Raw genomic sequence first — 22,501 nt, 5'->3', positions numbered from 1 at the left:
TCTAGTCCTCACAGGCCTCCTCAAACAAGAACTTCGCCAGCTCGAACCCAACGTCGACGTTACAAGCCCTCGAGACCCCGAACCAGAGGGGGGACGGGTTAACTTCTATTACCTTGGGGCCCTCGGGGCTCTCCACCAAGTCCACGCCGCCGTAGCTCAGCCCCAACGCCCTTACGGCCTTCACCGAGATCTCCGAGTACTCTTCGAGAGGCGCCGGGTCTACGTCAGAGCCTTGGGCGTAGTTAGTGGCGAACTTGAAAGGCGATATTCTATACATAGAAGCTACTGCTCTGTTCCCTATCACGAAGGACCGGACGTCTCGGACCTTCTCCACGTACTCTTGAATGACCAAGTCGAAGGTATAAGGCAACAGGGGGATTAGGTAGTGGATGGACCTCTCGTCAACTCTGTTGACCCCCAAGCCGAGGCTGTTGGAGAGAGGCTTTACGACGACTTCGCCTAGCTCCTTTACCTTTTCTAGCAATTCGAACCTAGTCCTCACTAGAAAGGTCTTCGGTACCGGTACGCCGTTTGATTCGAGCACTTTCATAGAAACGTACTTGTTGCGCGCTACGAGCGTGGCTTGCGGGTCGTTTATCACCTTCCTCGCTGTTCTTAAGCACTCTATCAAGGAGAGCATCCTCACGGAGTCGTAGTAGTACGGCAAACCCCTAGCGACGACCAGGTCGAAGCGTTCCAAGTCGCGGCAACTGAGCTCCTCGTAGGACTTCAAGGAAGTTATCGCGCCTAGCTTGGTCAAATAAGCTCCTAAGATGAGGACCGAACGAGGCATCTTCCTCTGAGGATAGAGTACGAGCAAGCGGGGGACTCGGCCCTGGCATCCGCGTTCATCGCCGCGCTCACCAATACCAGCCCTCCTCATCTCCAATACTCACCGGGCGGCACGTAGAACGGTATTTTGCCCTTGTGGTAATCGTAGAGAAGGGCTTTGGCCGCTTCCTCCACCAGCGGCTCGTGATCGCTCTTGTAGAACCAACCCCTCCTCCTCGCCAGCTCCTCCAAGAAAGAGTAGGGCTCTCCGGTGTCGAAGCCGTAAGCCTCTTCGAAGGCTTCGGGGTTGTACTTCTTGATGAACTTGTAGAGCTCCGCGGCGACGCCAACCGGGTCCTTGAGCTTCTCGGGCGGCGCGCCCCTCAAGGTCTTCTCGAGGGGGTTCCCGTCGGGCGGTATTACGCCGGGCGTGTCGAGGAAGTATATCTGACCGGGCCCCCTGTAGAGGCCGGGCCTCTTGGTGAAGCCTGGGCTGCCGGGTACGGGAGAGGTGCTCGCGCCGGCCCTCCCCCTTAAGGCGTTTATCACCGTACTCTTCCCGGTCTTGGGGTAGCCCACCACCGCCACTACGACGGGCCTCACATCCGTCGCTCTGTTTATCTTCTTCCTAAGCACGCGGGTTCCCTTGTGCTCCCTGGCGGCTAGGTAAACCGCCTCGTAACCCTCCCCCCTAAAGATCCTCGTCCACTCTTCGGCCACTTCGCGGGGGACCAAGTCGGCCTTGTTCAGGGCTATAATTACGGGCTTACCCATGGTTTCTACTAGGCGCTCGAGCCTCCTGCTCCGAGTGTTGAGCGGCACCCGGGCGTCTACGGTCTCTACGACTACGTCCGCCCTCCTAATCAAGGCCGCCAGAGAGCCCCAGCTTAGCGTTATCATTCCCATCTGCTCCTAAAGGCGGTCCATAATAGGGTTAAATAGCTGGAAAGGAGTGTGGCCCGAATTATCCACTCGCACACGTCGGGCCCTATTGGACTTGACGCGAGGACGTAAATTAGGAACACGAACATCACGAACGACTCCAACACGAGCGTTTGTAAGAGGCTCTGGGTAAAGGTTGGAATTAGGAGCAAGAAATTGCTTAGCGATAATATCAATGCCATTATCATAGCTAGGTAGCTATAATAGTAACCGTACTTGAACGCCAAAAGCACGAATAGTAGGAAGGGCACGTAAGTCACGAGGAGCGAGAGGCGCAAGAACATAGGGGCAAGGTCCACGCTGCCCTCTTTCCTGTCCATGTATACTACCAACAGCAAGTTCAAGGATAGCATGAACGCTACGTACTCGTAATCGATTATTGAGGACGTTTCGAAGGTTACGGCGTAGGCGGTCAGTGTCAACACTATAAACAGTATGTTCAGTAACGCGGCGAGTTGGTAGTCTCCTCCGAAGGCCGTTATAGCTACTAAGAGGAGGAAAGAGATCCCCATGAGAGGACCTGCGACGAAGGGGTACCACAGTTCTCCAGTGTTGTAATTGATCAAAGAGTACTGTATGAAGGCCAATGCTAGTAGCAACGTAATTACGTAAAACGCCACTTTGCTCAGCTCTACAGACGTCTCCACCATTGTCCTTGCTCCGCTTAAGGCCAAACTTTCTCAAAATTAATTTCCTTTCGAAACCTCTACCTCAAGCCCCAGACCGACCTCATTAGTTCGGCCACCTCGCTCCTCCTCCTTATGTACCACTCACCGCCTATATCGGGCCTCCACACGCTCTTCCAGTTCACGAACTTCACCTTGGACGCGCACGCGTTGGCCTTTTCCGCCGCCTCGCTTATGCTCTTACCCTCCGCGTACACCTCCACGGCCCTCGACCCGCCACTAACCAGCTTACCGTCCTTGACGTCCACGGAGGCGTAGTACACCTTCGCCCCCTCACACTCCGGGACGAGCACTTCCCTACCCTTGGTGAGATCCCTCCGCTCGGGGTAACCCATGGGCGCTATACACTTGACCGCACTCGCCGCCTCCCTAACCCCGAGCTCTGTCTTCAAGTTCCCTTGGGCCGCTTCGAACATCGCTTCCAACACGTTTCCCTCGACGACGTTCATTACGTTGACAGCCTCTGGGTCTCCCAGCCTCGAGTAGAACTCTATTAGGACCGGGCCCTTTGTGGTTAACATCATCTGTGCGGAGATCGCGCCTACGTATTTCTCACCAGTCTCCTTAGCTATTGCCTCTACCACCCTCTCGAGGATCTCAACGGCTACTTTGTACTCCTCCTCGGTTATGAACGGCAGTAGCTTACCGGGGCCTTGAACGCTTCCCATGCCGCCCGTCTCGGGCCCCACGTCGTAGACGAATAGGTGGGGGTTGTCTTGTACTGCCGGCAACGGCACTACGCGCTCGCCGTCGGTAAACGCTTGGACAGTATACTCCACGCCGTCCACCTTCTCCTCTATTAACAACTTCTCTTTGATGTCTGTATACTTCGCCATAACCTCGGTCAGTATCCTTTTGGCGTGTTCCTCCTTCACTTTCTTCTTCTCCTCGCTCAGGTACGCTTGCACATCGGAGATTACCTTAACTCCTTTGCCCCCGGCTTGCCTGGCCGGCTTTATCGCCACGTTCCCGGCTCTTTCTAAGAATTCTATTGCCTCCTCCCAGCTCTCGAAGAACCAGAAGTCCAAGTTGCCCGGGATGTTGTACTTCTTCATTATACTCCTTGCGAAGACCTTACTCTTCTCTATTTCTGACGCCTTCGAGGAAGCCCCGAAGACCGTGAAGCCCGCCGCCCTTAGGGCGTCCGTGACCCCCCTGAACTGCGGCTCTTCGGGTCCTATCACCACGAGCTCCGCCTTGAACTTCTTAGCAACCTCGAGTACCTCTTGAGGGCTGGTCGGATTCGCTTTAAAGAACTCGCCTCCGGAGTCCTTCGTAAGGGACAACAGTCCGGGGTTCAAATTGGAGGCCGCGACGCCCAGCACGGCCCCGTGGCTCACCAAGCGCTCTCCGATAGCGTGTTCCCTCCCGCCGCCGCCGACCAAGAGGACCCTCTCGCCGGCCAAACCTTATATCCCTCGAAGCGTCCAACTTTTTTGGCCCTAAATAGGCTCCTAGGTGGGATATCATGCTCGTTCCGGCCAACGTTAAAGAAAAAACCCGCATAAGGTTTGAGAATAACCAATGTATAGTAGATGGGAGGAGCTTCAGTACCGAACACGTGGTCCTGGTGTCCCCTTCCAACGCCAAGCTCGTCTTAAACGAAGACGGGATCAAGTTGGAGGCTAGCTATGACCAACACCCCAAGTTCAGCACTTACGGGAACTACATCGTAATAGGCGTCTCCTCGGACAGGTACATCCCCACTTGGGATACCTTGGAAGGGAAGGTAGTAAAGGTGGACGAGCACGGCGGCTCCGCGGAGGGCGAACTCGGCATCAGGGCGTCCCTAAGCAGGGGGTACGTGGTAGTGGAGCTCATAGGTAGTGACAAGAAGCCCACGAAGTTCTACGTTAAGGAGGTAAACTTGGAAGCCGAGAAACCGGACTTCGTTAACGTCTTGGGTTCCCGGTTCCACACGTTCTACGTGAAGACGCGCAAAGACTCCAAAGTGGATATTAAGAAGGAAGATGACAAGCTCTTTATCAGCATCTCCTCAAGCGAGGAGTAACGAGGGGTCTCCGGCGGGCCTCCCGCCCTCCTCAACGCTCTCCACTTTTCCGTCCCTTATCCTCACTACGTAGTTCGCGTACCTCGTGTGTTCCGGGTTGTGAGTCACCACAACCACGGTTTTTCCCATCTCCACGTTGAGGGCCTCCAATAACTTCATTATCCTCGTCGCGTTGGCCGTATCTAGGTTACCCGTGGGCTCGTCAGCAAGTATTATGTCCGGGTCGTTGGCAAGGGCCCTCGCTATGGCTACCCTCTGCTGTTCCCCTCCGGAGAGCTCCGTGGGCCTTCTGAACGCCTTCTCGCCCAAACCGACCTTCTTAAGTAAGGCTAAGGCCCTTCGTCGCCTCTCCGCCTTCGGGAGGCCTTTGGCCAGCATGGGCAGCTCCACGTTCTCCACGGCGCTCAACCTATTTATCAGGTAGAACTTCTGAAAGACGAAGCCCACGTACTCCCTCCTGAGCCTCGCTCTGCCCTCTTCGTCGAGTTCCTTCACGTTCTTTCCAGCTATTATCACTTCCCCCTTCGTCGGGGTGTCCAGCGCCCCCAGTAAGTGTAAGAGCGTGCTCTTGCCGGAGCCCGAGGGACCCAAGACGACCACGAAGCTCCCCTTGGGTATCTTCAAGGTAACTCCTCTCAACGCCGGGTAGGAGGAGCCTCCGGCCGCGTAGACCTTCCACACGTCCCTAACCTCCGCGGCGTAGGAACTCATTGAGCACCTCCCTCCCCAGCTCGGCGTGGTCTTCCGTCCAGCCTATGTATAGCTTAGCCTTACTCAAGGGCCTCCAGTCCAAGCCCAATGCTTCTGCCGCGTTCCTAGTGGTTATCGCCGCGTCCACCTCCCCGCTGGCCACGGCGGACGCCAAGGCTTGAGGGGTCGGCATGGTAACCCTCACGAACCTCTTCTGGAGCTCCTCCCTACTTATACCCTCCACCTCCAAGAACTTGGAGAAGAAGGGATACAAGAAGGACGACTTGTGGGGCACTCCGACGCGCTCTCCCCTCCCCACGGCCACCACTTCCACCTCTACCTCTTTCCCGACCGCCTCCGGCGAAATCCAGACGGAACGCAACGACATCTTAGAGGCGTAGGCGCCGCTGTAGCTACCCAAGGGTAACATTTTCGGGGGATAGTCAAGCCTCTCAACGACGGCGTCCACGGCTACGTCGGTATCGCCTACTATAGCTCCCTTGTAGCTAGGGTCCTTGAACAGCCAAACCTCCACCTCCTCGCCGGGCTCCACCGGGGCCCTCCTAGTCTCCGGTATCACTATGTAGCCGTCCGCCTTGGAGTAGCTGACCATCGCGTGGTCCGAGTGGGACGCCGGGAAGGCGAACCACCTCGAGCCGTCCGTCAACAAGCTCACGGGGACGTGGGTCCTCCTCCCCTTAGCCCCCACGAAGCTGGTCGCCGCTACGGCTTTCGTAGAGCTCTGGGACCTCTCGTCGGCCTTAACCATTTTCCTCAAATATGGTATTACCAAGCGTTCCAAGTTGAAGTATGCGGAGTCGGGGTGGCCGGCCAGGCCGAAGACCGGTTTGCCCTTCACTACGCCCAGCATGACGGGCTTGCCGGGCTTGAAGGCCAAGCCGTGGACTAGCACCTCCCCTACCTCGCCTACCGCGCGGTACACGAAGTCCGCAGGGCCGGCGGAGGTGGAGCCCGTAGTAACCACTACGTCGGCCTTCTCGACGCCCTCTAAGATGGCCTTCTTTATCTCCTCCTTGTCGTCCGGCACCACGCCGTGGACTATTGGGACAAAGCCCTCTTCCCGTAAGCGCGCTTGCAAGGAGTAAGTGTTGACGTCGTATATTTTACCAGTCTCTAAGGGCTTACCGGGCTCCACGAGCTCGGAGCCCGTGGATATTAGATAAACCTTAGGCCTCCAGACCCTCACCTTCCTTATGCCCACGGAGGCCAAGGAGGCTATTACTCTGGAGTCCACCCTGGTGCCCCTCTTCCAGAGGGGCTGCCCGGAGTAGACGTCGGTGGCGGGCCAGAGGACGTTCTCGCCGGGGACTACGGACTTGTAAACCAATATCTTGTCCCCGACCTCCTTCACGTACTCTATCATGACTACCGCGTCGGCGCCCGGGGGGAGGGCCGAGCCCGTGTCGACCTCGGCCGCCTCGCCCTCCTTCAGCTCAAAGCCCGGCGCCTCGCCGACCCTCACCTCTCCCACAACCCTCAGCTCCACGGGCTCGTCCTCTGAAGCGCCCCAAGTGGAGCGGGCCCTAACCGCGTACCCGTCGGCAGCCGAGCGGGGGTAGGGAGGTAAGTTTATTGGGGACTTCACGTCTTCCGCGAGGTAGAAGCCCAAGGCCTCTTCTATAGGTACCTCTTCCGCCTCCGGAGGGGTAGGGGGGACCCTTTCCTCTAACCTCCTCATAGCCTCGTCCGGAGGCAAGAGCTCTTTGAACACCTTCCTCTCCTTCTTCAAGCTTCGCCCCCGTAAACTACAGCCCGTTGGCCTCATTTTACGCGTATCCGGCTTTTGTAAACTTGTACAAGCTTACGCTAAGGAGACTACCCTCTCGTCGGGCCTGACCGAGTAGGGCACGCCCGTCGGCGCAGTATAGACTATGCTTACGCCTTCTTCATTGACCGACTTGAGTATTGTCATTATATCCTCTAACCCCCTTTTGTCAAGGCCGACGAACGGTTCGTCCAACAAGAGGAGCTTCGGCTTGTGTAACAAGGCCCTAACCATCTCTAGCCTCTTCCTCCACCCGAAGCTCAGCTCCGAGGCCCTCTGATCTAACTTGTCGTCGAGGCCTATCTTATTGGCTAACTCGAAAGCGTAATCCTTGTCGGCTTTATAAAGCTTCACGAAGAACTCTATGTTCTCTCGTACGGTGAGCTCGGGATAGGTCATGTTCCCGTGCATCACTACGCCGAACGCCCTCTTGCCGGAGGGGGACCAAGGCCTCGAGCCCGCCACGTAGACCTCGCCGCGCGTGGGGCGCTCTATTCCGGAGGCCAACTTCAAGACCGTCGTCTTGCCGGAGCCGTTGGGACCCTCTAGCCTCACAACCTCCCCTTCGAAGACGATTAAGTTGAAATCCTTTAGTACTACCTTATTACTGTAGACCTTCCACACTCCCTTGAAGACGAGCGTCTCCAAAAGCTGTTTCCCAGGGCGATAAAGTGTAAAAATTAAAGTAATCATAGGGCCCTCGGGAAAGGGTAGTGAAGAAGTGGCGAAGGGGCCTACTCGCCGATATCATATCGGAGTACTTAACGCCGCTTAACATGCTCTTGTTCCTCACATTCTTTATGACAATACTGGTAATGGCGTGGTTTATAAACGTCTGGTGGACTATGGAGCAGCAGAGGCTGGCCGTACTGAGGTCCGTGCAAGCCCAAGTGGTAAGCCCTTAGACGTACCCGCGAAGGAGCGCGTAACCCTTCTTCCTCTTAACCTCCACCTCCTTGAAGTATTCCTCCATTACGCCCTTCGCCCAGTCACCGCCTTGGGCCATCACTAGCTGAAGCGAGCCCCCGCTCTTCAGCCTCGCGGGCGCGCCTTCTATTATTTCCTTCACCACCTCCTTCCCGGCCGCCAACGGAGGGTTGCTGACAATTGTTGAGAAGTCCTTTATACCCAACAAGTCTGTGGGCTCGTACAAGTTCCCTTGTAAAACGGTTACCCTCACCCCGTTCAGCTCGGCGTTCCTCTTAGCGGCGTCGACCGCCACAGGGTTCACGTCAACCATGTAAACTTCTAAGTTGGGGTTCAGTTTCGCCATCAATATGCCTAACACTCCGTAACCGCAGCCTACGTCCAATACCTTGCCCTCCTTAGGAATTTCCATAAATTCCGCCAAGAGCGCCGTACCTAGGTCCACCTTAGAGCTCGAGAACAACCCCCTCGGAACTATGAACTTCAGGGGGGCTCCCCTTATCCAAGCCCCGACCACTTCCGGCCGCCCGCCGGCCCCTCCCTTGAAGTAGTGCTTCACGCAAGAACCCCTCGGGTCGAGCGTTGGAAGAGGCTCTTAATCCGAGCGCATTGGGCTTCGGGCTCATAATCTTAGGCGTGTTTTTGATTTTTATCGGGTTACTAATGATGATAGTCTTGAGGGGCGGCGAGGTGGAGTGGGGAGGTGGGGCGATAATCTTCATCGGCCCGTTCCCCATAGCTATAGGCGGCGGCAAGCTGGGCTGGTTCGCGCTCCTAATAGCCGCCTTGCTGGCCTTAGCAATGATAATACTACTGTTTACGACTACGTATTGGGGCAAGCCCGCTGGGAAGGGAGGCTAGAAGACGCTTATCTTACCTTCTAATATCTCCTTGGTTATCATGGGTAGTCTGTCGAGCTCCGCCTCTATTATTTCCTTCACCCTCTTCTCGATTGTGGGCGTCAACTCTCCCTTGACTCTGACCGCCGCTATGAGTGGGTCGGTGATGGGCCTTCCTATCTGGCTGAGTATTTCTAAGTAGACCTCCTTCGTTTCGGGAACTTCTTCCACTACTTTCTGTGCAGCTATGTTGGCCAAGACGTTGTACAGCTTGCCTACGTGGTTGACGGGGTTCTTCCCAGCCGCCGCCTCCAAGCTCATGGGCCTCATAGGAGTTATCAGCCCGTTCACCCTGTTGCCCCTCCCCGTAGCTCCGTCGTCCCCGTGCTCGGCGCTGGTCCCGGTGACGGTCAAGTAGAATATTCCTTTCTCGGGGTTGTCGGCAGTGTTGATGAAGACCTCCACCTCGTGGTTTGGCGCCACCTCGTGAGCCACTGCCTCCACTATTTCCTTCACTTCCTCCTTAACCGCCGCGTACTCCCCCGCGTCCCTGACGTACTCCGAGACTATGGCCGCCGCGACGGTTAACTTTATCTTGTTCTTCATGCGGAGGCCCATTACCTTTATGTCCTCGCCCAGTGCCTTGATTTTTGCCTTGGTTTCGGCGGAATTCAGCTTGCGTTCGACGGTGTAAACCAATTTCTCTAACGTACTGAACGGGGCGAAGCCTACTCCCACCGAAGTGTCGTTGGCGAGAGGCACGGTCTTGCCCAACTCGAACACGCCCACTAAGTCCGCAGAGCCCTTACCTACCTTGTAGTCCACCACCACGTGGTGTTCGACGTCCAAGTGCGGTAAGTTTTTCTTCAACCAGTCCTTGGCGGCCTTTAGTAACACCGTACCCAAGGGCACGTCCACCACGCCGTCGTCAGTCCTCACCTCCGTCACCGCCCTGCCGGAGATTATGATGTAGATGGGCTGGAGCACGTCGCCCCCTCCGAACCTAGGGGAGGCTTGACCGCCCACCAGCAAGGTCTTGTCCAAGTTGTGGTGGAAGACGTGGCCGAACTCCTTGAGGTAGTACAGAGAGAGTTGTCTGCTGGCCTCCTCGGAGACCGCGTCGGCTATGTAGTCCGGGTGTCCGGTCCCCTTCCTCTCAACTATCTCCACGTCTAACTCGTCCTGTGGTGGAAGGGGGAGCTTGGTTACGGTTACGTTCTTCATTTCCGGTCACCTATTTCATGACCTTGTGATAGTCCAGACTTATGAAGAGTACGTAACTCCCTCTGATCATGATCCGGCCGTACTTGGCTACGGGCTCTCCGGTCTCTGGGGAAAGCTCGGTGCAGTCGTCGAGTATCAAGTTCATTGTGTTATCAGTGAAGACGAGCTTGCCCACGTATTCGTTGCCGTCCTTCAGCCTCACTAGTACCACGTTGTCCACTGCCGCCCTCAAGTACTTCAACGGGTTCTCGAGGTTCAGCTTACCTTTCTCTTGGCCGCGCGCCATCGCTTCTTTCCCGCCTTCCCATCAGAGCTCGTTAGCTTAAAGCGGTTCCATGCGCTCGAGACTTATATACGCCTCACAGGAAGGTAGTGCCTCGGGTCGAAGGTTTGAGGCACAGGGACGGATTAGTAGAAGTTGGTTTTGACGCTATAGCCAACTTCTTCTACAAGCTCGCGGAGACTGCCGACAAGCTGAAGGAGGAAGGCTTGTGGACTTACTTGCCCGACCCCCGTGAAGTGGAACGAGAGGTAGCCAAAGGGACCGTCCGCGCGAAGCTCGGCTTCCCGGTGTATCAGAAGGGCGGCGTTATCATGGACGTTACCAACATAGAGCAAGCCGAAATAGCGGAGGACGCGGGGGCCGTCGCGGTAATGGTGCTGGACAAGCTTCCCTACGACATAAGGAAGAGCGGCGGCGTCGCCAGGATGGCGGACGTAAACGTAATCAGAGAAGTTATGGATTCTATCTCCCTCCCAGTTATGGCCAAGGTTAGGATAGGGCACTTCATGGAGGCGAAGGTACTGGAAGCGCTGGGCGTAGACATGATAGACGAGAGCGAAGTACTGACGCCGGCGGACGAGAAACACCACATAAATAAGTGGCTGTTTAAAGTACCCTTCGTCAACGGCGCTAGGAACTTGGGAGAGGCGCTCAGGAGGATCAGCGAGGGCGCGTCAATGATAAGGACTAAGGGAGAGGCGGGGACCGGCAACGTGGTGGAGGCAGTAAAGCACATGAAGACTGTTATGGGAGAGATTAGGGAAATAGTCTCCATGAGCGAGGAGGATAGGGTCCTAAAGGCCAGAGAGATGGGCGTGAGTTACGAGCTCGTGGAGCTCGTCGCTAGGCTTAGGAGGCTACCGGTGGTCAACTTCGCCGCCGGGGGCATCGCCACCCCAGCGGACGCCGCACTCATGATGTGGCTGGGCGCCGACGGAGTGTTCGTAGGCTCCGGGATCTTCAAGAGCGAGGACCCCCGCCAGAGGGCTGAAGCGATAGTCCTCGCGACGTCCCTTTGGATGGATCCCGAGGCCGTACTCGAAGCGCAGTCCATGATAAGCGAGAGGAAGAGTATGATGGGCATTGACGTAAAACAGCTCAAGCCCGAAGAGCTGTTGCAGGTTAGGGGTGAGTGAGTTGAAGGTCGGCGTCTTGGCGCTTCAAGGCGGCGTGGTCGAACACATCTACATGATAAGGGAAGCCGCCAAGAGGTTGGGCAAAGAAGTGGAAGTGGTGGAAGTTAGGAAGCCGGAGCACTTGAACTCCTTGAGGGCGATAGTGCTGCCCGGAGGGGAAAGCACCGCCATGTACAAGTTAGGTAAGAGGACTGGCTTGGACAAGCGCCTCAAGGAGGCCCTCCTCGAGGGCTTGCCGGCGCTCGGGACGTGCGCCGGCGCCGCACTGTTGGCGAGGGAGATAGAAGACAAGCAGAGCGGCAAGCGCTACGAGCCCTTGTTGGGGGTCGCGGACTTTAAGGTAGTTAGGAACTTCTTTGGGAGGCAGAGGGAGAGCTTCGAGGCCAACTTGAACATAAAGGGAATAGGGACGTTCAGGGGAGTGTTCATAAGGGCCCCCGTGATGGTCCCCCTAAGCCCCGCCGTGGAGGTGTTGGGCGAGTTCAAGGGGAACGCAGTGATGGTAAAGCAAGGCAACATAATAGCCACGTCCTTCCATCCCGAACTAACGAGCGACACCAGGATTCATGAGATGTTGTTATCTGAGGCCTCGTGAGCCCCGTCCATATAAGGTCAGCCTCGAGCACCCACACGTGGGGCCGGTGCCGCGCCTGCCCACACCTCTAATCGAAATGCACAGCGAGATAGAAGAGGCGAGGAACCTCATACCGGAGGACGAGCTCAGCGGCCTCGTCGTCAATTTGAACAAAGTCATTATGTATAGCGATATTTTAAAGACTTTCACAAATTACATGAGGTTCATGGAAAGCGGCATAGATATGTGCGAGGACGTTAAGAAGGCCCAATGGAAGCTCGAGGCGCTTAACGAAGTTCTAATGAACGTAGTTTTGGTTATGAAGAAGCTCAACGAAAGCGTTAAGTATATAGAAAGGTGGATAGATAAGAACCTAGACAAGCTCAAAGACACTTGCGAGAGCTGTGAGACCTACAGAAAGGTGCTGAGGGCCTCCAAGCTGTGGAACAAGTGGAAGAGCGAAGAGCTGTGCAAACAGATCGTTGAGCCCGAGAGGGAGACGGTAACCAAACTCGCGGAGAAGATGCTCAAATGCCAAGAGGACTCGAAGGACGCGAGCCTGATCGGAAGGATAATGGCGCTCTTTCAGCGCGACACCCACCAGAGGAACGGGAACGCGAACAGCGCGACGTAGCCTAAGTAAGGGACTTTGATTGTATAACCGAACGTTTCGAGGACCTCGCCCTCCACCCTCTCGTAGGGCACGCCGGGAAGGGGTCGCCCGGTCCTACAGTCGACGAACTGTCCCAAGAAGTAGTCGCTGTCGGGGTTGTTATCGCCCTTCGTAACGTAATAATATTGCGAACCTACTTTTACTACCTTAATGACGCGGTGTATTATTAACGGACCTTGGCAAGACTTGTACACTATTATGTCACCGACGCTCACGTCGTCCGGAGCTACCCCCCGAACTATCACTAGGTCTCCCCTTTCCAAGGTAGGCAACATGCTGCCGGAGGCCACGGCGGCCAAGGGGACGTTCGTCTTGAGGAGGAACTTAAGCACTGTAAGTATTATAATAGCCTCTATTATAGCCTTTATCCATTCAATAGCTTCCTTCTTCGCCTTGTTCAACGTACTTACCCCACCGGAACGACAAGGAATAAAGTTATCAAGGTTGAGGCAAGAGCCACTACACTCGTCCTAGAGAACGGGTCCTTCCACTGGGCCCTCTCCCTAACGAAGGCGGAGAACAGGGTAGCCATTAGGACGTAACCGCCCAAGAGCTCTCCCAAGACCGGTCTGTCGACCGACAAGGCGACGCCTACCGAGAGGGGGAAGAGCGCATTGGAACGGCCCAAGAGGGGCCAAGAAGGGGAATACGGGTAGCCGGTGAGCTGGAAGAGAGCCGAAAGGGCGTAGGCGAGTGCGGCCAGTTGCACCGGCCCCGAGGGCGCGTCGGCGAGCGCCAACGGGACGGACTCCAGCACTTGCGGCTTGCCCTTCGGGTACGCGTGGAACGCCAAGGTATGCGACAGAATGGCCGCCAAGAGCATGGAAGCCAAGAGGGGGAGGGCCACGGCGAGCTGGAAGTCGCCCCTCCGGCAGAACGCCCTCTCGGCCGTGAACAAGGGCAACAGGGAGGGCAAGGGCGAGGGAACAACGACCCACGTCACGTTCAACGACGCACCCATCAGCCTAGCTATGAGCGAACTGAGCGTGGACTGAAAGCCCGCTAACAACAGCAACGTACCCAAGTAGCCCAAAAAGGCCGTCTCGAAGGTTATTGTGCTAATTGACGAGAGCGCCTTGGAGTAAGCGACCGCCAGCGCGGCCAAGAACGCTATGGAAATTAAGGTAACATGCGCGCTGTTCTTAGTTTCAAGCCTCTTCATAACCACGAACGGGCCGGCGGACTCGCCGTAGCCCTCACACCCACAAGCGTCCCGCCGCGTGACTAAGAGGTAACCGTCAGAGGCCAAGTACTCACATGAGCTTCGGTACCTCTCCGAAGACTTCTTTCTCTTTCTTAAGTAAGCAGTCAAGAGGTACTAACACCTCCTTGCCGCTCTGCGTCCTCCTCTTCACGGTTATTGGGAGCAGGCCCCGCCTCAACTCTTCCCTCGCTATTATAAGGGCATCCCTCTTAGGCAACTTGGATATGTCTATCAACGGCGGAGCGCCTATCGATAGCTGGAGGGCCCTGACGCCTACTATGACGGCCCTTTCAAACTTGGTCAAGTGAGGGGGGCCCAATTCTATTTTACACTCCTCGCTCAAGGTTCGCCCCGGCTGTAGGCAGGGGCGAAGAGCTATAATTTATTCCACGTAAATGGCTGGCCTCAGGGGCTCGGGGCGCTTCTTCCCGCCCTCGTAGCGCCTTATCTCTACCTCACTCCCCACTTCCTCTTCTATCAACCTCTTGAACTCCTCCAAGACAGCCTTCTCGTCGAACTCGCCTCTGGCTATGACGCTTCTCATGCTCTCGCTCAGTGAAGTTGCCCTCTCGAACGCTTGTCTCAAGCTCTTAGCCTCTTTCTTGCCGAACACCTTCGTCGCCTCTGCCATAAACTCCCTTAAGCTCTTTCCGCTATTTACGAACTCCACTGCCATTTTCAACATCTTCACTTGCTCCGGCGACGCTACCTCTATCCTCACCTTCTTGGGTTTCTCAATTTTAGCAACCTTAATTATTTCTTTGATGTCCTCAATCACCTTCTCTACGTACTCCTTGGCGGCCTCTGCCAACGGGTTCACCAGCTCTTCGTCCTTTACCGGCCAAGGCTCCGTCACCACGAAGGTGTTAAAGCCCAACTCGTGCCACATTTCCTCCGCGAAGAACGGCGTGAAGGGCGTCATCATCTTCACCCACCTCTCCACCGTATACCTCAAGACCCACTTGGCGACCTCGTCCAGCCCCCTGCCCATCGCTTCCAGGGCGTTGAGGTACTCCTTCGTCCTATTCAGCAGTATGAAGTATAATACATTCGTTACTTCCCTAATCTTCAGATCTTCCATCATGTTCGTAACGTTTTCCACGTCCTTGACGAATGAGCTTAAGTACCAAGCGTCCAGCATCGTCAAGTTGGCGGGGCGAGGGCCGTTGTAATCCTTAACCTTTTCCACTATCGACTTAATCTCTCTGAGGTTACTAATCGCTCTGGACACCATCTCGGTGCGGAAGTCCGCGTCGCTGCCCAACTCGGCCGAGTGTAGTAACACTAACCTTATTATGTCCGGAGCGAAGCTCCTTATGGCTACCGTTATCGGTATTATGTTCCCCAAGCTCTTGCTCATCTTCTTGCCTTCCAAGTTCACGAAGCCGTTGACCACTATCTGGCGGGGCCACTTGTCCTCTGGGAATATCGCAGCATGGTTGAATATGAAGAACGTGAGGTGGTTCCTTATCAAGTCCTTCCCCGAGTGACGGGAGTCCACCGGGTACCAGTAGTCGAAGCTTCTCCTAGCCTCCTCCAGAACGGCCGCACTTATCCCGTACTTCTCCTCCAGTTCCTTAGGATTGCCCTTACCCAACATTATGTAGTCCCACACCTCGGGTTGGAGCTTCTCCGGCTCCACCGACGCGCCCCTAAGTATGTTGACGACAGTATAGAAAGCCATGTATATCGTAGAATCGCTCAAGCTCTCTATGATCCACCTCTTGTCCCACGGCAGGGGCGTTCCCAGGCCCCTAGTCCTCGCACAAGCCCTCTTTTGCAACCAGTCTATGGTGTCTTCGAACTCCTTCAAGAAGTTCTCCGGAATTATCCTCATCCTAGCCAAGGCCTTCCGAGCCAACTCCTTCCACTGGGGGTCGCCGTAGTTCAAGAACCACTGGTCCTTGAGTACCTTCACTACCACCTCGTTGCCGAACCTAGAGTAGACCGGGGCGTTCTTGATCTCGTAGAAGACGTCGCCGGCGCCGAACAGCTTCAGCCACTTAGCCGTCTTCTCCCTGGCGTCCGGGACCGGGTCGTTGCCCAAGAAGGCCTTTAGGGCCGCCCGAAGCCTCTCGTCTCCCTTGACCCTCTCCAAGACGCTTTCCAACATCCTTCCCTTCCTATACTCCTTCGAGTATACCTCCCTCGTCGCCTCCTCTAACTTCTTCTTGTCGCTAGTGTCCCTAATACCGAGCTTCTCTACCAACTGGGGGACTAGTAAGCCCTCCTCCGGGACCCTAATCACTTGAACTAATTCTATCGACTTGACTATGTCTGAATACTCGGGATCCCCTTCTAACTCCTTCAACGCTACGTAATCGAAGGGGGCGTGTGCAGGAACGCTCATCACCACTCCCGTGGCCACGTTGGGGTCGACGAACCTCGCCGGGAGGACCGGGACCTCCTCCTCCGTCGCCGGGTTGATTACCATTTTCTTGAGCAGTTTCTTAGGATCTATGGGGCCGAGGGACTTGACCTCGTCCTTTTGGAACTTTATCTTGTAAGCTGCCTTCTTGCTCAGCACCCACCTCTTGCCGTCCACTTCGACTACTTCGTACTCCGCCTCGGGGTTCAGCCAAACGTTGGTAACCCCGAAGACGGTCTCAGCCCTCAGAGTGGCCGCCGGCAGGTACAAGTCCTCGTCTTTCAACTTGAATAGAATCACGTCGTACTCCTCAATTTCCGGCTCCACGTCTCCCTTGGTGTCGTGCTGGGAGACCGGAGTGTCGTAGACCGGGTCCCACGCGACCGGGTGCGTCCCCTTCTCTACGTAACCTAAGTCGTAGAGTTTCAAGAACTGCCACGTAATGAACTTCTGGAAGTCGGGGTCGACCGTAGTGAACTTGCGCCTCCAGTCTATCATATATCCGAGCTCTTTCATACCTTCCTCAGTAATGGAAGCGAAGTAGTTTGCCATGGAAAGCGGCTCAGTCAGCTTCTCTAAGTCCTCCACCGGTATTTCGAAGACCTTATAGAAGAGTACCAAGTATTCTATCGAGTCTGTTTTGTCCATCAAGTCCTCGCGGCCCGCCCCCCTCAAGTATTCCTTGATTGCCTCTCCTATCGACAAGTTCCTCTCTACCTTGATCTTCCAAATTTCTTCCAGAATGGTCTTGACTTCCCCTAAGCTCCTAAGAGCTTGGAGCCCTTGTTTTACCTTCTCGCTCATAGCTATTATGGGTGTACCGGTGTAGTGGAATCCCATTGGGAACAGTACGTTAAATCCCCTCATCCTCTTGAAACGCGCGTACGCGTCCGTGACGCTGTAGGTTCTCGAGTGGCCTAAGTGCATAGGACTGTTCGGGTAGGGGAAGGCGGCAGTTACGTAAAACTTGGGCCTGTTAGGGTCCACGTCCGCTTCGTGTAGCCTCGCCCTTTCCCACTCTTCCCTCCACTTGGCCGCTATCTCTTTGAGGTAGCGGACGAAGTCTTCCACGAAGTCCCCCACGCCAGCTCCTCTTCAAAGGGTTTTTGCCCTTCTTCCAAAACCCTCTCGTGCGGGAACTTCATTTCTAGCGGGTCCCTCAAGCGAGGCCCTTTAGGGACCTCGAGCTTCAGTTTACATATCGTTCCAAAACTTCAACCCCACCCAAGGTCCCACAAAGTTTAAGGCATAGCTCCCGGAGCCCCTCCCTCCGCCGGCGAGGGTACAAACGAGAGAGGGCGCTAGCATAATACTTACGCCTCACCCGTCCGACTAGGGGTCCAGCATAACCAGTATAGAAGACCTCAACGAAAGAGAGAAAAGGGCCTTAGAGAATGCTATATTAGCTTTAAAGGCCGGCGATAAGGAAACTGCGAAGGTAATACTCACAGAGGAGTTCTCCGAAGACAAGCGAAAGATCGTAATCAAATACTTGGCCGACCTCGGCTTTATGTTGCCCTCGGTGAAGGTTACCAACGACCTCCCGAGGGCCCCGAAGAAGGCCCCGCTCCCGAGGGGTCCAGGACAGAGACCCCTTTTCCCCAGACGCGAGGCTCTGTTGCTCCCTTATTTCGAGCGCGAAAGGTCCCCAGCACAACATAGAATAGAAAGACAGCTAGAGAAGATAAACTTGGAAGAGGCGACCCTCGCCCTCATAGAGGTCGCCGAGAGGGAGATCTACGTAGCCTCGGAAAAGTTTCCGCATAAGGTGCTGAGGGCCCTCAAGAGGAAGAGCGAAAGCGGCGTGAGCGTGAAGATCATAACTGCGGACGAGAGCTGCGAGGTCTTGAAGTTCTGGGGCCTGAGGACCTCTAAGTGTATAACCAAAGGTCTAATGAAAGGCACGGTCATAAGGTTGCCACTGTTAGCTGCGTCCTTGTTCCTCCCCTCCCACCTGAACGCCGCGCTCACCCCGTACTCGCTGCTGGGAGTAATCATAGGCTCCTCGTTGCCCGCCTCCTACGCTCTGCTCCTCGCCGAGCTCTATTGGTGGCGAGAGTACTTCGCCTACACCTTTATCCCGTGGGTCTTGAAGGCCTCGTGCGCTACTTCATTCATCGAGCTGCTGATCAAAACTTTCATGCCTAAGAACAAAAATGCGGGGAACGTGGAGGTTAGGACCGTGGACGCGCTCCCCTCTACCCTCGTCGTCGTTGACGGGAAGCGCGGCTTCTCTTCCGAGTGTCGCCTCTCCTCTTCTCGCTGCCTCGCGAACGTTTACCGCGAGGGCGCCCACGAGCTCTTGAGGGAGTTCTCCTTACTTTGGGAGGCCTCGAGGCCCGCAAAATGACCAAACCCTTTAGGTGGCCGGGCTCCACGTCCCACGAGAGGACGTACTTTTCCCCCCTCAACCTCCACAAGGTAAGTCGCCAACACTTCTCCAACTCCAGGGGGTCGCCCTTGACCTCGAATTCGCCGGAACGGGGGAGGGCCTCCGGAAGCCCCTCACAGTCGACCTCCCTCTCCTCCCCTCCGACAAAAACTTTCATCTCACGGTCACCGCTACTTTAACTGGAGTTCGTTATTCTTCAGCTTTTCTTCAATCATCTTCATCTTGTACCTAAGCAAGGTCGGGGGTATCCAGACCAGCCAGGCCGGCATCTTCTTCACGAACTCGTATGCCTCCTCCCAACCGTCGAGGCCTAGCTCCTCGGCGAGCTTCTCCAAGCTGTACTCGGTCCTCAGATAGACCCTTACCTTCCTTAGTACTTCCTCAGTGAGCTCTATTTCTTTCGCGTTTTCCCCCTCACCTATCCTAACTACTAGGACGATCCCCTCGTCCTCAGCCACCTTCCGAGACCCCACGCTGCCCATAAGTGGGAGTCAAAAACCTCACTCCACGTCCGAGCGCTCAAACAGCTTAGTCGCTAACAGCAGCGCCGACGCGTCGAATACCAGTAGGGCGCAGAGGTCCTTCAGAGGCTCGAACTTGTTCACGCCTACCAAGAAGTACCGCATTAAGTCTACGCTGTAAGTCAAGGGGTCCGTGTAGCTTATGATCCAGAACCAGTCCGGTAAGTTGTTTAGTGGGAAGAAGGCGCCAGAAGCGAATATGGCCGGCATCATGAGCAAATTCACCATAGCGAAGAAGCCTTCAACGGACTTTACGTGCCTCAAAGAAGCCATGGTCACTCCTAACGCGCTGAAGCCCATAGCCGTCATGAACATTATTATGATTGCTGGGAGAGCGCCAGAGAGGTACATGTTCGTGGCTATCAAGTAGCCTATTAGGAGCATTACGGAACCTTGGAGCGAGGCCACCAACGAGTCACCCAAGATCCTCCCTAGCACTGCCTCCAGCTTGGAGGTCGGGGCTACTAGGACCTCCTTGAGGAAGCCGAGCTGCCTGTCCCATATGACGGACGCGCCGGACATAAGTCCGGAAGTGAACACCGTCATAGCTATTACTCCAGGCAACATGAAGCTTAAGTAGTCGGTACCTAGGATCAGCTCGATCCCAGGGAAGTTCATGCTGGACGCCCACCCCACTCCGAAGAAGAGCACCCAGAACAGCGGCATGGTTAGCATTGACAGCACTCTGGCCCTTGCTCTCAAGAACTTTTTCAGTTGCCTATATGCCATCGCTAACAACACGTCCATACTCTCAGCCCCACATCCTCTTAGTGATTATGTGTTTCAAATAATCATTTGAATCCTCATCTCTAAGTTCTCTTCCAGTGAGCTTCAAGAACACTTCGTTTAGAGTGGGTTTCCTCACGTCGAGTTCCGTTATTTCGTACGACCTCAACGAGTCTATGACGTCAATTAGTTCTTTGCCCAAGTTTTTAAGCGAAATGATCAATTTATCTCCCTTCTTCTCGCACTCGAAGCCTTGCGGACAAGGGGCCTCCTTCTTGGTCTTTACGATAACTAGCGCGCCCCCGACGGAGCTCTTGAGCTCTTCCGGGCTACCCTCCGCTATTATCTTGCCGTGGTCTATTATCGCTATCCTGTCGCACATCTCGTCGGCCTCGTCCATGTAGTGCGTGGTCATGAATACTGTGACGCCCAACTTTTTATTGAGCGTCTTTATGTACTCCCAAACCTTGTTGCGCGACTGCGGATCCAAGCCAACCGTGGGCTCGTCTAAGAACAAGACTTTGGGCTCGTGTAACATGGCCCGGGCGAGTTCAAGCCTCCTCCTCATACCCCCGGAGAGGTACCTCGCCACCTTGTTCCTGTGCTCCCACAAGTCGAAAAACGTCAAGGCTTCCTTTATCCTCTCTTTAAGGACGTTCCCCTTGATCCCGTAAAGCTTGCCGTGGACGTACATGTTCTCATACACGGTTAGGTAAGAGTCTAAGGTGGGGTCTTGGAAGACTATTCCGATGTTCTTCCTCACCTCGTTCTTCTCCTTTACAACGTGGTAACCGGCGACGTAGGCCTCGCCGGACGTAGGCTCAACCAACGTTGTTAACATCATTATGGTTGTGGTCTTCCCAGCGCCGTTGGGACCCAAGAAACCGAAGACCTCCCCCCACCGGACGGTAAAGGAAACTCCCCTCACCGCCTCGAACTCGCCGTACCTCTTCCGTAGGTCTCTAGCTTCTATAGCGTAGCTCACAGAGACTCCCGCGCGGTTGAGAGGAAGGCGCTAAAAAGTGTGGATACCGCACCTAAACTCGACTAGAGGGGATTGAAAACTATGAAGCTGAGGAGCTACCAGTTGAGGGCTTTGGACATAGCACTGAGAATGAAAAGATGTGTAATCGTTATGCCGACCGGTTCCGGGAAGACCGTTGTGGCCGGAGCTTGGCTTAAGGAACTCTTCGAGAGGGGCGAAATACGCAAGGCCTTGGTCCTAGAGCCCACCAGGATACTCGTAGAACAGAATTCGCTGCTTTTGAGAAACGCGTTCTCTTTGAACGCTATGCCCTTACACGGGAAAAAGACGAAAGCCCAAAAGTTGGAGGCCGTGAAGGCGGAGGTGGTCGTCGCCACCCCGGAGGAGGCGGAGCTGTGGCTGGCGGAGCTCTCCAATTCCGACGCACTGGTGGTCGACGAATGCCACCACACCAGCGGAAAGGACCCTTACGTGAAGGTTGTCAAGTCCGTCAAGGCCGAGTGGCGCTTGGGTCTGAGCGCCTTTATACCTCCGAAAAGGAGAAGCATTATAGAGAAGTACATAGGCCCGATAATCGAGATCCCGTGGAGCGACGAGGAAGTGCGCAAGTACGTGCCCCCGTACATAGGCGAGGTTTACGAGGCCCCCTTGCCGGAGAGCTGCATGAAGCTCTACGAGGCCCTCAAGTCGCGTTGGCCCAGCTCGGACAAGAAGACGCGACTCCTGATATCCTTAGCCTTGAGGTTCCTCGCTCGCGACGGGCCGATGGCCCTCCGAGAGTCCTCTAAGGGGGAGGGCGCCTTAGCGCGGCTCCTCAAGGAGTACTCGCAACAAATAGAGAAGTGCTATGAGGAGGCGCCGTTACACAAGCTCCCGGCCCTCACGAGGGTCTTGGACGACCACGTGTACGAAAAGGCCCTAGTCTTTGTAGATAGGGTCAGCATAGCCCTAGCGGTCGCGAAGGAGCTGGGGGCCCTCCCCCTCACCAGCAAGAGTAAGGGAAGGCTTGAAGATTTGAAAAGCGCTAAGGTGATCGTCGCCACTTCGGCTGGGGAGGAGGGGTTAGATCTACCAGAGATAGACTTGCTCGTCATTTGGAGCAACACTTCCTCCGCGCTGCGCCTCATACAGAGGATAGGGAGGCTTCTTAGGCCTAAGGGCGACAAAAAGGTGAAGTTCCTAACGTTCATAGTAACTCCGGATACAATAGACGTTGACTTGTTAATAGAGGGATTAGAAGTAGCCAAGAAGGTAGGTGTAGACCCCAACGTGGATCCGGAGGTCTTGAGGAAACTGTTAAAGGTCTCGAGCGTCGGCGGGGTGCTCGAGGTCCTTCGCGGGAGGGCGCTTCCGGAAGACCTAATAGCCGAGCTCTCCTCGCTTCCCCTTTCTCGCGTTAAGAGGCTTCTGAGGAAGATGGGCGAAGAGGGGATAGCGGCTTACGTCTACTCCCCCTACGGCAAGCTGTGGTTCTTGCAAGAGGAAGCTGAAGCGGTTGGGGAGGAGCTGAAGGAGCTGCTCGAACCGTTAGAGGGGGCGACGCTGGCCATAGAAGAGCTGGGCTTGAGGGGAAAGCTCGAACAAGTGATAGAGCGTCTGAAGGGGTTGCTCCCCGCGGGCCCCCTTACGGTTAAGGTGAGGGCTAGGACAGGGTCCATGGAAATTTTTGACGTACGAAAATACAATTTCGTGGTAAGCAACGAAAAGGTGGCAGAAATTGTGTTGAGGAACGCTACCTCCAAGAGGTTGTTGCTCGGTTGAGC

General features: G+C 55.4%; 25 protein-coding genes. 8 read left to right on the top strand and 17 right to left on the bottom strand.

Annotated elements, in window-relative coordinates; all coding sequences use genetic code 11:
- Position 1: 1 nt before the first annotated feature.
- The 4 genes from IGNI_RS00875 to purD all read right to left on the bottom strand — a co-directional run bounded on the left by IGNI_RS00875 (position 2) and on the right by purD (position 3,805).
- Positions 2-760 (bottom strand): ATP-grasp domain-containing protein, encoded by a 759-nt coding sequence (locus tag IGNI_RS00875; protein WP_187145977.1) that lies wholly within the window; start codon positions 758-760, stop codon positions 2-4.
- Between the two features lie 119 nt (positions 761-879).
- Positions 880-1,671, bottom strand: coding sequence for a GTPase (locus tag IGNI_RS00870; RefSeq protein ID WP_011998203.1), 792 nt, complete (start codon positions 1,669-1,671; stop codon positions 880-882).
- Positions 1,668-2,363: a hypothetical protein gene (locus IGNI_RS00865; RefSeq protein ID WP_011998202.1), complete on the bottom strand. Its 696-nt coding sequence runs from the start codon at positions 2,361-2,363 to the stop codon at positions 1,668-1,670. The genes IGNI_RS00870 and IGNI_RS00865 overlap by 4 nt, the downstream gene beginning before the upstream one ends.
- Before the next feature lie 56 nt (positions 2,364-2,419).
- Entirely contained in the window at positions 2,420-3,805 is a 1,386-nt protein-coding gene (gene purD, locus IGNI_RS00860; protein ID WP_011998201.1) for a phosphoribosylamine--glycine ligase, read from the bottom strand.
- 62 nt (positions 3,806-3,867) lie between these two features.
- Between purD and IGNI_RS00855 the strand changes: the two genes are divergently transcribed.
- On the top strand, positions 3,868-4,410 hold the full coding sequence (locus IGNI_RS00855) for a hypothetical protein (RefSeq protein WP_011998200.1): 543 nt from the start codon (positions 3,868-3,870) through the stop codon (positions 4,408-4,410).
- Here IGNI_RS00855 and IGNI_RS00850 read toward each other — a convergent pair.
- The 3 genes from IGNI_RS00850 to IGNI_RS00840 all read right to left on the bottom strand — a co-directional run bounded on the left by IGNI_RS00850 (position 4,396) and on the right by IGNI_RS00840 (position 7,534).
- Complete coding sequence (locus IGNI_RS00850) at positions 4,396-5,121, bottom strand: ABC transporter ATP-binding protein (protein ID WP_011998199.1); 726 nt, start codon at positions 5,119-5,121, stop codon at positions 4,396-4,398. The genes IGNI_RS00855 and IGNI_RS00850 overlap by 15 nt on opposite strands.
- Positions 5,096-6,850 (bottom strand): molybdenum cofactor synthesis domain-containing protein, encoded by a 1,755-nt coding sequence (locus IGNI_RS00845; protein WP_011998198.1) that lies wholly within the window; start codon positions 6,848-6,850, stop codon positions 5,096-5,098. The genes IGNI_RS00850 and IGNI_RS00845 overlap by 26 nt, the downstream gene beginning before the upstream one ends.
- Positions 6,851-6,922: 72 nt before the next feature.
- Positions 6,923-7,534: an ATP-binding cassette domain-containing protein gene (locus IGNI_RS00840; protein ID WP_052569784.1), complete on the bottom strand. Its 612-nt coding sequence runs from the start codon at positions 7,532-7,534 to the stop codon at positions 6,923-6,925.
- Positions 7,535-7,599: 65 nt separating this feature from the next.
- Between IGNI_RS00840 and IGNI_RS00835 the strand changes: the two genes are divergently transcribed.
- On the top strand, positions 7,600-7,791 hold the full coding sequence (locus tag IGNI_RS00835; protein ID WP_052569781.1) for a hypothetical protein: 192 nt from the start codon (positions 7,600-7,602) through the stop codon (positions 7,789-7,791).
- On the opposite strand, the gene IGNI_RS00830 is transcribed toward IGNI_RS00835, so the two are convergent.
- A complete protein-coding gene (locus tag IGNI_RS00830) occupies positions 7,788-8,372 on the bottom strand; it encodes a class I SAM-dependent methyltransferase (RefSeq protein WP_011998196.1) in 585 nt (194 codons plus the stop codon). The genes IGNI_RS00835 and IGNI_RS00830 overlap by 4 nt on opposite strands.
- 23 nt (positions 8,373-8,395) lie before the next feature.
- Here IGNI_RS00830 and IGNI_RS00825 point away from each other — a divergent pair, with 23 nt between their 5' ends.
- A complete protein-coding gene (locus tag IGNI_RS00825) occupies positions 8,396-8,674 on the top strand; it encodes a TIGR00304 family membrane protein (RefSeq protein ID WP_011998195.1) in 279 nt (92 codons plus the stop codon).
- On the opposite strand, the gene IGNI_RS00820 is transcribed toward IGNI_RS00825, so the two are convergent.
- Both IGNI_RS00820 and IGNI_RS00815 read right to left on the bottom strand, forming a co-directional pair.
- Positions 8,671-9,876 (bottom strand): methionine adenosyltransferase, encoded by a 1,206-nt coding sequence (locus tag IGNI_RS00820; protein ID WP_011998194.1) that lies wholly within the window; start codon positions 9,874-9,876, stop codon positions 8,671-8,673. The genes IGNI_RS00825 and IGNI_RS00820 overlap by 4 nt on opposite strands.
- 10 nt (positions 9,877-9,886) lie before the next feature.
- On the bottom strand, positions 9,887-10,162 hold the full coding sequence (locus IGNI_RS00815; RefSeq protein ID WP_011998193.1) for a U6 snRNA-associated Sm-like protein LSm6: 276 nt from the start codon (positions 10,160-10,162) through the stop codon (positions 9,887-9,889).
- 104 nt (positions 10,163-10,266) lie between these two features.
- Between IGNI_RS00815 and pdxS the strand changes: the two genes are divergently transcribed.
- From pdxS to IGNI_RS00800, 3 genes are read left to right on the top strand one after another with little or no spacing between them, the layout of a single operon-like run.
- Positions 10,267-11,295, top strand: coding sequence for a pyridoxal 5'-phosphate synthase lyase subunit PdxS (gene pdxS, locus IGNI_RS00810; RefSeq protein WP_011998192.1), 1,029 nt, complete (start codon positions 10,267-10,269; stop codon positions 11,293-11,295).
- Positions 11,288-11,890 (top strand): pyridoxal 5'-phosphate synthase glutaminase subunit PdxT, encoded by a 603-nt coding sequence (pdxT, locus tag IGNI_RS00805; RefSeq protein WP_011998191.1) that lies wholly within the window; start codon positions 11,288-11,290, stop codon positions 11,888-11,890. Before pdxS ends, pdxT begins: the two co-directional genes overlap by 8 nt.
- Before the next feature lie 46 nt (positions 11,891-11,936).
- The gene (locus IGNI_RS00800; protein WP_148202187.1) at positions 11,937-12,503 is read left to right on the top strand and encodes a hypothetical protein; all 567 of its coding nucleotides are present in this window, start codon (positions 11,937-11,939) and stop codon (positions 12,501-12,503) included.
- Here the strand turns inward: IGNI_RS00800 and IGNI_RS00795 are convergent.
- Genes IGNI_RS00795 through leuS form a run of 4 tightly spaced genes read right to left on the bottom strand, consistent with a single transcriptional unit; the run spans position 12,455 to position 17,197 of the window.
- Positions 12,455-12,943, bottom strand: a complete 489-nt coding sequence (locus tag IGNI_RS00795) for a signal peptidase I (RefSeq protein WP_011998189.1) — start codon at positions 12,941-12,943, stop codon at positions 12,455-12,457. The two genes, IGNI_RS00800 and IGNI_RS00795, sit on opposite strands and share 49 nt — an antisense overlap.
- A 5-nt stretch (positions 12,944-12,948) precedes the next feature.
- Complete coding sequence (locus tag IGNI_RS00790) at positions 12,949-13,854, bottom strand: hypothetical protein (protein ID WP_238374094.1); 906 nt, start codon at positions 13,852-13,854, stop codon at positions 12,949-12,951.
- The gene (locus tag IGNI_RS00785) at positions 13,796-14,089 is read right to left on the bottom strand and encodes a DNA-directed RNA polymerase subunit K (RefSeq protein WP_011998187.1); all 294 of its coding nucleotides are present in this window, start codon (positions 14,087-14,089) and stop codon (positions 13,796-13,798) included. The genes IGNI_RS00790 and IGNI_RS00785 overlap by 59 nt, the downstream gene beginning before the upstream one ends.
- A gap of 39 nt (positions 14,090-14,128) precedes the next feature.
- Positions 14,129-17,197, bottom strand: coding sequence for a leucine--tRNA ligase (gene leuS, locus IGNI_RS00780; RefSeq protein WP_011998186.1), 3,069 nt, complete (start codon positions 17,195-17,197; stop codon positions 14,129-14,131).
- A gap of 607 nt (positions 17,198-17,804) precedes the next feature.
- On the opposite strand from leuS, the gene IGNI_RS00775 reads away from it, so the two are divergent.
- On the top strand, positions 17,805-18,464 hold the full coding sequence (locus IGNI_RS00775) for a phospholipase D-like domain-containing protein (RefSeq protein ID WP_187145976.1): 660 nt from the start codon (positions 17,805-17,807) through the stop codon (positions 18,462-18,464).
- Positions 18,465-18,676: 212 nt separating this feature from the next.
- On the opposite strand, the gene IGNI_RS00770 is transcribed toward IGNI_RS00775, so the two are convergent.
- From IGNI_RS00770 to IGNI_RS00760, 3 genes are read right to left on the bottom strand one after another with little or no spacing between them, the layout of a single operon-like run.
- Positions 18,677-18,964: a hypothetical protein gene (locus IGNI_RS00770; protein ID WP_011998184.1), complete on the bottom strand. Its 288-nt coding sequence runs from the start codon at positions 18,962-18,964 to the stop codon at positions 18,677-18,679.
- Positions 18,965-19,006: 42 nt separating this feature from the next.
- The gene (locus IGNI_RS00765) at positions 19,007-19,774 is read right to left on the bottom strand and encodes an ABC transporter permease (RefSeq protein ID WP_011998183.1); all 768 of its coding nucleotides are present in this window, start codon (positions 19,772-19,774) and stop codon (positions 19,007-19,009) included.
- Between the two features lie 4 nt (positions 19,775-19,778).
- Positions 19,779-20,738 carry a daunorubicin resistance protein DrrA family ABC transporter ATP-binding protein gene (locus IGNI_RS00760; protein ID WP_011998182.1) on the bottom strand — a complete coding sequence of 320 codons (960 nt, stop codon included), beginning with the start codon at positions 20,736-20,738 and terminating at the stop codon, positions 19,779-19,781.
- 81 nt (positions 20,739-20,819) lie between these two features.
- Between IGNI_RS00760 and IGNI_RS00755 the strand changes: the two genes are divergently transcribed.
- On the top strand, positions 20,820-22,499 hold the full coding sequence (locus IGNI_RS00755; protein WP_011998181.1) for a DEAD/DEAH box helicase: 1,680 nt from the start codon (positions 20,820-20,822) through the stop codon (positions 22,497-22,499).
- The last annotated feature ends 2 nt before the right edge of the window (positions 22,500-22,501 follow it).

The sequence above is a fragment of the Ignicoccus hospitalis KIN4/I genome, from assembly GCF_000017945.1.
In the GTDB taxonomy this organism is placed as follows: Archaea; Thermoproteota; Thermoprotei_A; order Sulfolobales; family Ignicoccaceae; genus Ignicoccus; species Ignicoccus hospitalis.
This window is presented reverse-complemented; position numbering and strand designations above follow the sequence as displayed.

Bases quoted from the DNA above. Each gene is read 5' to 3' on its own strand.
- IGNI_RS00870 (WP_011998203.1), bottom strand. From the start codon at position 1,671: ATGATAACGCTAAGCTGGGGCTCTCTGGCGGCCTTGATTAGGAGGGCG.
- IGNI_RS00865 (WP_011998202.1), bottom strand. From the start codon at position 2,363: ATGGTGGAGACGTCTGTAGAGCTGAGCAAAGTGGCGTTTTACGTAATT.
- IGNI_RS00855 (WP_011998200.1), top strand. From the start codon at position 3,868: ATGCTCGTTCCGGCCAACGTTAAAGAAAAAACCCGCATAAGGTTTGAG.
- IGNI_RS00850 (WP_011998199.1), bottom strand. From the start codon at position 5,121: ATGAGTTCCTACGCCGCGGAGGTTAGGGACGTGTGGAAGGTCTACGCG.
- IGNI_RS00820 (WP_011998194.1), bottom strand. From the start codon at position 9,876: ATGAAGAACGTAACCGTAACCAAGCTCCCCCTTCCACCACAGGACGAG.
- IGNI_RS00815 (WP_011998193.1), bottom strand. From the start codon at position 10,162: ATGGCGCGCGGCCAAGAGAAAGGTAAGCTGAACCTCGAGAACCCGTTG.
- IGNI_RS00765 (WP_011998183.1), bottom strand. From the start codon at position 19,774: ATGGACGTGTTGTTAGCGATGGCATATAGGCAACTGAAAAAGTTCTTG.
- IGNI_RS00755 (WP_011998181.1), top strand. From the start codon at position 20,820: ATGAAGCTGAGGAGCTACCAGTTGAGGGCTTTGGACATAGCACTGAGA.